At 37.1% G+C, this 12,893-nt stretch carries 13 protein-coding genes; 2 read left to right on the top strand and 11 right to left on the bottom strand.

Translation table 11 applies throughout. The annotated features are described in order from the left end of the window. Window positions 1-101: 101 nt before the first annotated feature. Complete coding sequence (locus Q5760_RS02825; RefSeq protein WP_428910764.1) at window positions 102-698, bottom strand: NADPH-dependent FMN reductase; 597 nt, start codon at window positions 696-698, stop codon at window positions 102-104. A 215-nt stretch (window positions 699-913) separates the two neighbouring features. Between Q5760_RS02825 and Q5760_RS02820 the strand changes: the two genes are divergently transcribed. Further along, entirely contained in the window at window positions 914-1,318 is a 405-nt protein-coding gene (locus Q5760_RS02820; protein WP_428910763.1) for a DUF1259 domain-containing protein, read from the top strand. A gap of 201 nt (window positions 1,319-1,519) precedes the next feature. Here Q5760_RS02820 and Q5760_RS02815 read toward each other — a convergent pair whose 3' ends face one another. The 10 genes from Q5760_RS02815 to Q5760_RS02770 form a co-directional block, all read right to left on the bottom strand. Continuing rightward, on the bottom strand, window positions 1,520-2,329 hold the full coding sequence (locus tag Q5760_RS02815; protein WP_428910762.1) for an ABC transporter permease subunit: 810 nt from the start codon (window positions 2,327-2,329) through the stop codon (window positions 1,520-1,522). Next, a complete protein-coding gene (locus Q5760_RS02810; protein ID WP_428910761.1) occupies window positions 2,326-3,201 on the bottom strand; it encodes an ABC transporter ATP-binding protein in 876 nt (291 codons plus the stop codon). Before Q5760_RS02810 ends, Q5760_RS02815 begins: the two co-directional genes overlap by 4 nt. 14 nt (window positions 3,202-3,215) lie before the next feature. Then, window positions 3,216-3,662 carry a hypothetical protein gene (locus Q5760_RS02805; protein ID WP_428910760.1) on the bottom strand — a complete coding sequence of 149 codons (447 nt, stop codon included), beginning with the start codon at window positions 3,660-3,662 and terminating at the stop codon, window positions 3,216-3,218. Between the two features lie 14 nt (window positions 3,663-3,676). Beyond that, on the bottom strand, window positions 3,677-4,117 hold the full coding sequence (locus Q5760_RS02800) for a LytTR family DNA-binding domain-containing protein (RefSeq protein WP_428910759.1): 441 nt from the start codon (window positions 4,115-4,117) through the stop codon (window positions 3,677-3,679). Window positions 4,118-4,567: 450 nt separating this feature from the next. Then, window positions 4,568-5,383, bottom strand: a complete 816-nt coding sequence (locus tag Q5760_RS02795) for an inositol monophosphatase family protein (protein ID WP_428910758.1) — start codon at window positions 5,381-5,383, stop codon at window positions 4,568-4,570. A gap of 34 nt (window positions 5,384-5,417) precedes the next feature. Further along, window positions 5,418-6,362 carry a ComEC/Rec2 family competence protein gene (locus Q5760_RS02790; RefSeq protein ID WP_428910757.1) on the bottom strand — a complete coding sequence of 315 codons (945 nt, stop codon included), beginning with the start codon at window positions 6,360-6,362 and terminating at the stop codon, window positions 5,418-5,420. Between the two features lie 25 nt (window positions 6,363-6,387). Beyond that, window positions 6,388-7,485, bottom strand: a complete 1,098-nt coding sequence (locus Q5760_RS02785; protein WP_428910756.1) for an ABC transporter ATP-binding protein — start codon at window positions 7,483-7,485, stop codon at window positions 6,388-6,390. 11 nt (window positions 7,486-7,496) lie between these two features. After that, window positions 7,497-9,107, bottom strand: coding sequence for an ABC transporter permease (locus Q5760_RS02780; protein WP_428910755.1), 1,611 nt, complete (start codon window positions 9,105-9,107; stop codon window positions 7,497-7,499). 84 nt (window positions 9,108-9,191) lie between these two features. Then, a complete protein-coding gene (locus tag Q5760_RS02775) occupies window positions 9,192-10,265 on the bottom strand; it encodes an ABC transporter substrate-binding protein (RefSeq protein WP_428910754.1) in 1,074 nt (357 codons plus the stop codon). Between the two features lie 199 nt (window positions 10,266-10,464). Next, window positions 10,465-11,178 (bottom strand): GntR family transcriptional regulator, encoded by a 714-nt coding sequence (locus Q5760_RS02770; RefSeq protein WP_428910753.1) that lies wholly within the window; start codon window positions 11,176-11,178, stop codon window positions 10,465-10,467. A gap of 345 nt (window positions 11,179-11,523) precedes the next feature. Between Q5760_RS02770 and Q5760_RS02765 the strand changes: the two genes are divergently transcribed. After that, window positions 11,524-12,873 (top strand): C2 domain-containing protein, encoded by a 1,350-nt coding sequence (locus tag Q5760_RS02765; RefSeq protein WP_428910752.1) that lies wholly within the window; start codon window positions 11,524-11,526, stop codon window positions 12,871-12,873. The last annotated feature ends 20 nt before the right edge of the window (window positions 12,874-12,893 follow it).

Genomic DNA, 12,893 nt, shown 5'->3' with positions numbered 1-12,893 from the left:
CTTGTACCTCTTTTTAAGCCTTCTTGACGGACTCTACTGCTAAAAGTACATTGAACTTTTTGTAGACAATGTTTGTTTCATGTAGACATGATCATAACGAATTATCGAACTGTTTTTAGTGCACCTGCCCAAGATACTAGTTGTTCTAACATCTCATTTACAGTACCTTCATGCATTTGAGCTGGTTTGAAGGTTTGACCATTTTCAAAATCCGTAAATAAACTTAAAGCTGGGTGTGTACGAACATGTGCAATCGATTGCTCTGAAAGAATTCCACGTAAATGTTCTGCAGCACGTGCTCCACCAACTGATCCGTAACTCACAATTCCCGCTGCCTTGTTAAACCATGCTTCACGTGCCATATCCATTGCATTTTTTAACGCCCCCGTAATACTATGGTTGTATTCTTGAACAATAAATACAAAACCATCTAAGCTACCGATTTTTTCATTCCATTTTGCAATTCCTGGCTCTGATCCATCCGTTGTACCCAAAAAAGGCAGGTCAAAATCTTTAAGATCTACGATTTCATAATTTGCATCACCGCGTTTTTCCGCAAGTGACTTTACCCATTCTCCAACTTGTGGACTAAGGCGACCTTCACGAGTACTCCCTAAAATAATTCCAATATTTAAGTTTGCCATCTGTTCTTCCTCCTTATTTGTTGAACTCCTAAATAGTTTGTCAAAAAAACCCATACTTTTGCCCACCTTAAAATGGAATATATGACAAATTAACTGTTACAAAATTAATATTTCCTATTGCTAATACGTTATTCCTAAAAATAGGAATTATTTTACTCCCCTGAGGGAAATACCCAAAGGCGGAAAATTGCAAGATAACGTAAGAGCACCTTTGAACATATAGCAATGTCCAATAACATACATTTTATTAGTGAAGGGAGGGAGTTTTAATGAATAATTTCGATTACATTTGTGAACAATTTGCTAGAATCCTTAAAGGGAAAAGTAACGTCCATCAAGGTAGTTGTTCCGTATCGTTACACCGCAATTTTAAGGTGCTGATTCAAGACTATCAGAGTAGTTCAGCTTTACCGGTAGGAATCTCATTTGAATCCCTTGATCAAAATGGAAATGCTTTAAACTTGGCTGAAATTGCTATTTTACAAGAAGAGATTCCTAGATTTATGTATTCGGTTGTCCAACAGGGATTGATTGTGAGTGCTTTACATAATCATTGGTTATTTACAAACCCTGTCGTCCTTTATATCCACATTCAATCCGTTGAGCCCCCCTTAAATTTCGCAAAAAAGATGGCACACTCCTTATCATTCTTACGTAGTTACCCAGTTTCCTGAAACACGGGGACGGTTCTCGGCGTTTCGTTTTTTCTAATTCGGATTTTGACCACCAAATAAGCATAGCTTTTTGTGGAATAATTTTATTTATATTCTTTTGAAACATCAGAACCGCCCCGGTGTTCCACTAACAGACTGAGAACACTCTTAATCAAAAAAAGTGGTGGTACGCGGTACGCGGTACTGATGCCCCCAACGTGTTTAACAGCGTAAGTCTTTTCTTTTATATCTCTCATGGGCAGAAATTAGACAAAGAACAATGACCAAAACCCCCATCAGCCATTCTTCTATTAAGATGCCATCAGTCAATAATTTCTGGGTTTTAATCCAGTCCATTGGGGATATATAAGTTAAAAATTGTAAGTCGTCGACTACTGTACCTAAAATCCCCAAAATAAAAGTACCAAATACAACGGCCATGACCATTCCAGCCGAACCTTTACTACTTTTTAATAGAACAGACAGAAGCATACCTATAGCCATAAACACAAGCCCTATATAGAAAATAGCACCATATAAGGCACCCACTTCCTTTATACTCTCTACAAGATTAAAATCGCTAAAGGAAAGATAACCAATAAACGTGACAAAGAATAGAATCAGTAACATCATTAGAAACGAAAGGACATTGGCCACCAGCTTCTGCCAAAGCAATGTACTTCTTGAAATCGGTTTGCTGTAAAGAAACTCAATCGTTCCATCCGTTTCCTCTTTTATCAGAGAATTCACTGCTATTTGCGAAACAAACACCATGATGGCTAACGTCAAGTATTGAAGAACATACCCAAAATAGTTCGTGACCACCGTAAAATCTGTTAATTCTGCTAACCCAAGGGCTTCAAGTAACGCGGGATCCACCCCCTCCATTTTGGCTCCTGCCAGTTCTTTCATAGACTCCGTTTGCATCGAAGGAAAAAAGGCAAGGAGGATAAAGGTAATGCCGCTAAGAGCAATGGTCCATTTCAATGTACTTTTCCATGTATTTTTTAACTCTAAACGAAACACATTCATTGCGGCTCATCCTTTCCGTATAGATCCATAAACTGCTCTTCTAAACTCTCATTTTCAACTGTAAAATCTTCTAGATTAGCATCGCGTAATAACTGAAGGAGTATATCACTGCCACCTTGGAAGCGATAGACACGTTTATCGTCCTTGTGATCCAACAGCTTTATGTTGGGATGGTCAATACCCTGACCTCCTCCCCAAGTAGTTACAATTTTATGAGGATGACGTATTTCCTTTAAATCCGTTACAGCAAGAATTTTCCCATTTTTGATAAAAGCCACTCGATCACAATATTCCTGGACTTCCCCCAGATTGTGACTTGATAGAAGGATTGACACCCCACTCTCCGCTTGCCTTTTTAATTCAGTAAATAATCGTTTCTGCATCATTGGGTCAAGTCCATTGGTTGGCTCATCTAAAATAATAACCCTAGGTCTTGCTGCCAGCGCACAAACGATGGCTGTCTTCTTTTTATTTCCCATCGATAATTCATAGAACTTTTTTGTATAGTCCAGTTCAAACAGTTTACTAAGGCGTTCGGCTTCTTCCTGATAGGAATGATCATAAAACCGATTGCTGGCATTCATGAGTTCCCTTACTGTCATATGCTCGTAAAATCGTACATCACTAGGAATATATCCTGTGAATCTTTTAATCTCGTCACTTTCCTTTACGACATCTTTGCCACATATTGTTGCATGACCGCCACTAGGAAAAATAAAATTCAGCAACATTTTAATGGTTGTCGACTTTCCCGCACCATTAGGACCGACGAAACCAAAGATTTCCCCCTCCTTTACGGAAAAAGATACATCTTCAACAGCTAGATGTTTTCGATAATTTTTCTTCAAATGGTTTATTTGTATGGTTACCATGGTCTATCCACCTCTCATCCAAGCTCATTTTTTTTATATTTAACAAGAGCATGATTCAATTCTTTCGTTTCTCGTTCTAGACGCCAATTAAGTGCCACCCAAAAGAAAAAAAATGAAATGGCTATAATACTATAAAATCCAAAGCTATACCATCGTGGATACATTTGAAACCATTGAAATCCTTCAGAAAAACCAACTGTTACCAAGAGTGCCCAAACTGCCCATATAATAATTCTAGGTAGCGATAAATGATTTTTCGGAAGAAAGATCCCCTGACCAACTCCAATAAGAAGACAGGCTAACATTATTTGCATAGAGGTCCAAAAATCAAGTGTGACCCAATAACGATCGTTTATGACCCCAAATACAAAATAGAAAAAAACAAACGCTACAAAATATATACATCCCGTTGTCTTTACATCAAACATAAATAAATAAAAATCTTGCCATTTCTTTTTCATTTAAATCCCTCCCATCAATGTTCTATTCCAAGTCTATTTTTAAAGGCAGGAACATAATGCCTTGATACAACGAGCCGGTCCCCACTCTCGAGTGTAATCTGTATCCGGCTGTTCATCATACTCTTTAATGTTTTAATATGATGGAGATTGGCTAACTGGGATTTTCCAATCCGAACGAGTCCCAAATTAGAATAGTGGGTTTCGAGATACAGCAATGAATCTTTTGATTCTAATACGGTATCCTTTGTGTATATAAATGTTTTATTATCGACTGAATCTACATAGTAAATTTCATGCGGCTGAAGCAAAAACGTCTCCTCATCCTTTTTGGCTGCAATCAGTTTGATCGACTTTTTGAGATACTCAAGAATTTCTTGCATTTCTGAATCAAGTTGTTGACATTTTACGATAATCTCATTTTCACCTGTAAGAACATGCTCTACGGTAATTTTCATGTCAACACCTCCCATCATTATTCGTTCCTTCATGTTTGAGTTTAAATGAATTATCAATACGACTCAATCGAATTCAGCTAAGGTGCACCATAAGATTGGTAAGTTACATGAAACACGGGGACGGTTCTCCGCGTTTCATTTTTTGCTATTATGTTTTAACAACCTAAGAGGCACTACAAAGAAAGTTCCCTATGCTCCCAAAATATGTTTCTAAGAATGGCATAACAACTGATTTATATATAAAAAAACCTAATCCATGCGATTAGGTTAAAGTTTTAATGGTAAAACATTGGGGTGGTTCTTGGGGGTTCATTTTTGCTCATTAGGGTTTTAAACGCCAAAGAAACCTAACTGACTTATAGAAAATTAATTTTTTATGTTCTTTTGAAACATTAGAACCGCCCCGGTGTTTCATTTTTTCGGTGGTTTCCCGACACTTTAGTCTTGCGTTCAGTTGTTGAGCACTGATACTAACGCTTCATGTATCCGTTTATTCGACGCCACTAATGTATGTTCGCCTAATTGATACTCATTTCCCTCACGATTCGTAACCAGTCCACCTGCTTCTTGAAGAATGATAATTCCTGCTGCGACATCCCATGGATGCAACCCATCATGAAAGAAACCCGTTAGTGCCCCAGTAGCTACCATACATAGATCAAGACTTGCAGCACCAATGATTCTGATACTCCTAGCTTTTCCAACAATTTTTTCAATATGTTTCATTAAATCAGAATTAGGCTTCCAATCATAAGCAGGAAACCCTGTCGCCAGCAAGGATTCGCTTATTTCCTTTTCCGCTCCAACTTGTATCCTTTCCCCGTTTAAAAAGGCACCCCCATTGATTTGGGCTGAGTATAAGTCCTTTTTCAAAGGATTATACACAACTCCACAAACAGGAAAACCGTCCTTGACAATCCCGACAGAAATGGCAAAATGAGGAATTCGATGAATAAAGTTTGTAGTCCCATCAATTGGATCAATAATCCACCCATACCCTTCAGGCGGCTGAATCAAATTATTAATATGTTCTTTATGACTATCTTCTTCAGATAAGATCCAGTGACTCGGATAATCTTCACGAATTAATCCGCACAAGTATTCCTCGATTTTTACATCAACCTCAGTTACAAGATCTGATTGATTTATTTTTTCTTTCATATGAATGGGTTTATCCATAAGATCGATAAGCCATTCTCCTGCATCTTTAACATATTGAATAGCCGAATTTAAAAGTATATTGACATTCTCATCTACATGATTCATTTACTTCCCTCTCTCTATTAGACTTACAAATGAGCTAATATCCTATTTGAACGTTTAATGACTTCCCATCGAATAGCTGAAAAGAATCTCCATTATGTATACTTCCAGTTAAATAAAAAGGAGCTTCAGTCAATAAACGAAGTTCATCCCAGTGAGTGTGCAAAAATGAAGATCGATCTTCACTAATAGGGATCACACAGTATTCTGGCTGAATTAGTTCGAGTACCTCTTTTGTAAAAGCATCTTTCATTCCGTGATGAGAAACCTTCCAAATTTGACTTTTCAATGAGGTACGTGAAGCCAATAATTTCCATCCCTTTTCTAGCTGATCTCCTCCGAAAAGAATATTTTCATCCGGATTTGAGTCTACTAATAGTCGATATACAGAGCAATCATCATTTGACTTTATAAAAAAATGTTCTAAAGCAGCAATCTCCTTATCGGAAATAGATTCTAGTCCTACTAAAAATTCTTGGAGAGTATGATAGGCGGGCAGTGGGTCACCTTCCCATGGGTAAATATGAGTTAGGACAAATCCATTTTCGGACCAAACAACAGAATCCTCTTTTGTTGCATATTCACTTCGCCACTTTATTGTTGTCCCTTGCTCTTCCAACAACGCAATAAAATCTAAATACCTTTTCAACATATTGAATACTCGTTGCGCTCCCTCATTTCCATTGAAATGAACCTCTTGTATATTTGGTAGATTAAAAGGTTTATAGGGAAGAATCGCCGTATGTACACTTTTTTGTTTCACAATGTCTACTAAACCATTAAGATGGTCTTCATGCAGATGAGTAAGAATCATTAAATCCAAATGATTAATCTGATTTCGATTCATCCATTTCAAAGGATGGTCTTGTTCATCTGTTAGAGCTCCATCTCCTCCATCCATTAACGTAATCTTTCCAGACGGTAGCTGAATGATATGAGAATCTCCCCACCCAACATTTAGAAAGTTAACATTTGCCTTCACATTTACAGCCTCCTATTTTAGCCGTTTATTCATCCTCTTTTTTAATTAGATGTACTTTTGATTGATCTAACGTCATTGTGATCTGCCCCTCAAGATGACCAGCTGTTTTCGGATTAAAATCATCTACGATCCATTGCATCGAATCATCGACTTTTACCCAATACCGAATCATCCGTCCAAGAAAGCTGCTTTTCACAATGTTTCCCTTTACTCCGTCTAATTGATTACGTTGAATATCGTCTTCTCTTGAAATGGAGATACACTCTGGTCGGACAACGAGGATGACTTCTTCACCAATTTTTACATCATAATCTTTTTGGGGCACAGTGATCACGGACTCATTAGACTTTACCTTAATAAACAGATCGTCGAACTCAATGACTACCCCTTCAACAAAATTGGCAGTCCCGACAAAATCTGCGACAAACTTTGTTTTTGGTTTAAAATAAATTTCTGCTGGAGTACCGACCTGACAAATCCTACCTTTATTAAATACTGCAATTCGATCAGAGATTGATAAAGCCTCGTCCTGATCATGTGTCACAAAAATAGCGGTAAAACCAAACTGCTGTTGCAACGCACGTAACTCATTCCTAACTTCAACCCTCATCTTCGCATCTAAATTACTCAAAGGTTCATCCATTAATAAAACGTTTTTGCCCATGACTAATGCCCTAGCAAATGCGACCCTTTGTTGTTGACCACCACTCAACTCTTTCGGAAAGCGATTCTCCATCCCAATTAACCCAAACATTTTCAACATTGAACCGACCCGTTGCTGTATCTCCTTTTTAGGTGTTTTTTTCAATTTCAGACCATAAGCGATATTCTCGTAAACATTCAAATGTGGAAACAGTGCATACTCTTGAAATACTAGTGGTGTATCACGCTTATATGCAGGGAGATCATTTAACTTCTTCTCTTCAAAATAAATCGTTCCACCATCCGGCTCATAAAACCCAGCAATTAGTCGCAGTAGAGTCGTTTTTCCACAACCACTTGGTCCTAATAATGTTAGAAAGCTTCCTTTTGGGATATCTAATGATATATGATCAATTGCTAAATAATTCCCGAATCTCTTAGATAAATTTTCAACTTTTATAATGATCTCTTCTGTATTCATAGAGGCCTCCACTAATAATCGTTAGAATTTCCTTTATTTCTTAAGAAAAGTTGTGATAACCCTAAGACAGCAAAAGCAATGGATATCAGGACTACCGTAAATGCTGATGCTTTTCCCCACTCACCATTTGAAACAAGACCTAAAATAGACACCGTACCAACAGAGGTTTCTGCAGAATAGATGAACACAATGACACTCAAGCACGTTACCGACCTTAAAAACGTTACAACCATCCCTAAAACAAAGGAGCCTTTTAATAATGGCAGCAAGACATGCCGAAAAGTTCTTCCACTGTTTCCACCTAAATTTTGAGATGCCTCTTCTAAAGAGTGACTAATCTGTTGGAGTCCAGCTAAGAGAGTGCTATAAAATGTTGGTAAATTCCATAAGGTTAAAGCAGCAACTATAATCACAGCTGTTCCCGTTAGCATAAGAGGTTCAGAATTAAATGCAATAGCATACCCTAATCCAAGGAAGACACCAGGAATGGCACCTGGAAGTACGGAAAGAAAATCGATAAAGCGATGTATTCCGATCTTCTTCCTTTGCACAATGAATGCAAGTGGAAACGAGAATAAGCCAGCTAATAACGATGAATAAACGGCAAATTGAATACTATTTGTTATTTCCCTACTTTTTGAAAAAACATAGTCAATATTTGAAAATGTTAGTGACCAGTTAAAGCCCCAAGTTGTTGTAAAAGCACCCAAAAATAAAACACCATATACCAACAACACAATCACAGTAATAAACATACAAAAAGAAAAAAGGCTCCATTTTATATAGGAAGGTATTGGATAATGATTTGTATATGATTCCTTTCCCGTCACGGTCGTATAGGAGCGATTGCCAACTAACTTCCTATTCAATATAAATAAACACAGTGCAGGAATTAAAAGAGTCGTCGATAGGATGGCTGCTGAAGGTAAATCAAACCAGCCAATCATTTGCATATATGCTTCGGTTGATAAAACTGTAAAGTTCCCACCGATAACCATTGGATTACCAAAGTCCGCTAATATACTCATAGCTGCAATTAATGCTCCCCCTGCGATTCCCGGCTTGCTTAGTGGAAGAACAATCTTTTTAAAAACTTGCCAATGCGTGGATCCCATATTATAAGCAGCATATTCTAGGCTTGGTGAACTTCTTTTTAATACACCATATATAACGGTATAGGCATACGGGAAAAAAGTAATGGTTTGGACAAGCCAAAGCCCATGCCAGCCATACACATCAACATTCAAATTCAATAACTGCTTTGACACAATCCCTTGTCTTCCAAACAACAAGATGTAAGACATTCCAACAATAAACGGTGGTGAAACAATGGGGAGGATCGTGATAAACTTGAACAACCTTTTAAACGGGACTTCTAATCTAGCAATTGTGTATGCAAAAATAAATGCAACAAATGTACAAGACAGAGTAGATATCACGGTCATAAACAATGAATTTAAAGCAGCTTGGGACCAGCGTGAATTTGTAAAAAGTTCCGAGATGTTTTCTAATTGAACAAAACTAACTACTTTTAGAATCGGCCAAATAACAAACGTAAAAAGTATGAATAATAGCAGTCCAATCCCTATGTACAATAAAATATTTCTTGATATATTTCTCATGATAGTAGAAGTCAATCCATACACACCCTTTAGTCAAAAATGAAAACCTTCTTTGTAATGGCAAAGAAGGCTTCATACAATTTTTTATTGACCAATCATTTCTGAAAATTGTTTTACTACATCTTCCTTCATTTCAGCTGCTTTTGTACGGTCATAGTTAACTAGTTTCACATCATCAACTGGAATCATGCCTTTTGGCGGCTCAACATCTGATCTCACAGAGTAACGATTCGAAATCTCCGTATTCATTTCACCTACTTCTTTTGTAAGCAACCAGTCAATAAATTTCTTCGCATTTTCCGTATTTTCTCCGCCTTTAATAATTCCAGCACCGCCGATTTCAAAGGCAGTTTCCTCTGGAACAATCACTTCAATCGGATAGCCCTGTTTAGCTACTTTCACAATATCATGTGCCCAAGACATACCTGCAACAAACTCACCAGTTGCTACTAAATTAATGGGGTCAACTGCTCCTGCTGTATAATGATGAACATTTTTATTTAAACCTTCTAGATATTCCCAGCCCTTTTCCTCTCCAAGACGGAATAACTGTGTAGCTGCGAAAATATATCCGCCACCTGCTGTAGCAGGATTAGAAGAGAGAAATAATCCTTTATAATTAGGATCTAGTAAATCATCCCAAGTTTTTGGCATTTCCAGACCTTTTGGTGCAAGTTCCTCTTCAAATCTTTCTTTGTTTACTACCATTCCAAGTACACCCATGTACCAGCCTTGCCAATAACCATTTGGATCGTTAAACTTGTCATCAATTTCAGAGGCATTTGGTGATGTATATTTTTCTAGAATCCCTTGGTCAGCAAGAGGTTGATAGAATTCTACAGATCCACCCACCATGATGTCTGCTTGCGGATTATCCTTTTCAGCTTGTACTCTTGTACTTGCTTCACCAGCTCCTCCTAGACGAATGTACTCCATATCAATCCCTGTATCAGCTTCAAACTTTTTCTCAATTTCTACGATATCTTCTTCATTTAATGCAGCGTAGACGACTAACCGATCAGTGGTTTGTTCTTCTTCTTTTTTTGCATCTTCATTACCTTCTCCGGAAACTGCTTCACTGCCTTCTGTAGCTCCACATGCAGCCAACATAAATAACATAGTCAATAATAACGGTACAAATTTGATGTGCTTTCTCATAATTATCCCTCCTATTTTCAGCTGTCTGACATCTAAAGAATAGTAGATGATTATGTACCATGTATAAATGGTAGATTAACTTACTGTAAATATTTTTAAAAAATTGCAAATAAAAAGATGCCCCAAAATGATATTTTAGACATCTCCTGTAACGAGTAAGAGAAAGAGTATATGTCACTTTAGTAAACTCTCCCTACCATTAGTCTCGTTTAATAGTTAATTTAAATATGCTCGTATTTAAATAATCTAGTGAATAGAATACTGGCTGATTCGCATTACTGTAGTGAAGTTGTTTTAATAAGATAATCTTATTTCCCAAAAGTTCAATAGCCTTTTGATCCCTTTCTATAGAAGGATCTACTGCACAAATTTCCGTTAAAGCTGACAAAATTTTAATGTTCGCCTCTTTTTCTAAGACATCAAATATAGCTCCTGAAAATCCATCATTAAAAACATCCCCAATCAGATGCTGAGGAAAAATATTATAGTAAAAAGCAACTTTATTTCCATCTGCTGTTCTTGTCCGCTCCAATATCGTAACCTGTTGGGACTCCTCCAACTGCAATTTTGTTTTCCATTCATCTTCTGGATTTATTTGATAGATTTTTATGTTCGTTTCTCCAGCCTCATAGCCAACATTTTGAATCATTTCCCCAATACTTTGTAATCGATTTAAAGGATTTTCTATGGAGTTCAGTTTAGTACTCACATATGTTCCTACTCCATTTTTGCTGATTAATAGACCTTCCCTCTGTAACATCCTTATAGCTTCTCGTAATGTGGACCTGCTGACATTAAACTTTTTTGCAAGCATTGGTTCCGAATCTAGCTTTTGACCAGGTAATAGCTCCTTATTTCTGATACTTTTTTCAATTTCCTCTTTGACTTGTAAGTATCGTAACTTTTTCACCATATCCTTTATTCTCCTCTATAAAATACTTCATAGCTGCTTATAAAATTCTCGAGTTCTAATCTGAAAAGTGAGTTATTCGTTGAAGTGGATTTTTTGCCATTCTATCTATTTTGATATATAATTTCAAACCTTTCCCCATATATCCTATTATAAGCAAATATTCATCGCATTGTTTATCCCCGAATATGTAGGCTCCTGCTAAAAAGCTGTTCTTCCGTTTTTACAGTTAATATTTTTTATTCAAACTATTTTTAATTCTTAATACAAAGTTTATACTCTCTTTATATTTATCTAATACTCTAATAATAGCTGTCTGACATCACTTTTACTATTGGAGGGATATTCTTGATTAAGAAAATGATAAGTTTAGCACTTACAGGAATAGTACTTATTAGTTTTGTTAGCACATTGAGTCCACAAAAGGCACAAGCAGCTGCTATGCAAGAAATTGCAGAATATTGGGCACCCGAGTTTTATCAAGATGTAAATAATACTTATGGGTATAGCGCTGACTATGTGACAAACTTTAACTTTGATGGGGATTGGGTCGGTAACAATAATTGGGAGAATTTAGGTAATCACCCTTTAAAATCCTATATCTATTATTCGGTTGTAGAAACTTTGAGTCATTATTTTATTGGTTATTATAATTATCATCCTCGTGATGATGGTCCAACAGTGTTTGATAAGCATGAGAACGACTTAGAGGGTGTTTTAGTTGTCATCCGCAAAGACGGAACCACATATGGTTCCTTTCAATTAATGGAAACTGTGGCACATAATCAATTTTATCAATATACTAATGATCCATCGATTACAACTGGGGCTGACAACATTGACGGAGGCGTATTGTTCAACGGTTCTCACCCAAAAGTGTTTATACAATCGAACGGACAAAGCCCTATTGGTGGTCACGGCAATTACGCCTATGATGGATCAGATGCCCCAGGAGGAGATGGAATTGTTTATTATTATGGTGATCGTGCAGATGTGGTTAACAATGCTTCAGGAAACTACACAAACAAATATAGCTATGACCTTATATCTTTTGATGAATTTTGGGATCGTAGAAATGATATAGGGGATGGACATACTTTTGGGAGCTGGGGCAAACTTGATGGAGACACACATCAAAAAGATTCAGCTGCTATGCCTTGGGTTTGGGATGATAGCGATGACAATGCAACATTCGCCGGCGATTTTTTAAGTGATCCCGCCCATATGGTGGATACGCATCTGAATGGACTCGGTTCTTTTTCACACACATATGTAAATCACCCTTATTATTCTCATAGGATTCAAATACATAGTGTGACAAGTCTTAAAAATCGCGATCCATTCGGCGGTAAAAGCGATATTTTTGTAAAAATTCGCGTAAACGGAAACGGAGTATCTGACGACCGATTGTGGAAGAAAAACGATGTTCCGACGAATACTCCTTATAATGTGGCTTGGGGGACAATGGATGCAACATTCAGTAATCAATACAGTGAGCACTATAACGATCGCTATGTTAACATTCCAGCGAATAGTCCAATTAACGTAGAAGTGTATGATTCTGACGGTGTTGATGGAAACGATGAAATGGGAATCCTAAGCGCTACCCCTGCAATTGGTCAAACTGTTGAATGGAATGAAACTATAACTTCAAATGGGAATGCAAAAGTTAACGCTAAAATTTGGGCGGTTCGATAAAGACAATTGAATGAAACACG

Origin of the sequence: Niallia sp. Kr1 (assembly GCF_050389805.1) — a bacterium.
Classification (GTDB): domain Bacteria; phylum Bacillota; class Bacilli; order Bacillales; family Cytobacillaceae; genus Bacillus_BD.
Note: the sequence above shows the minus strand (reverse complement) of the source record. Positions and strands in the feature narration are given on the sequence as shown.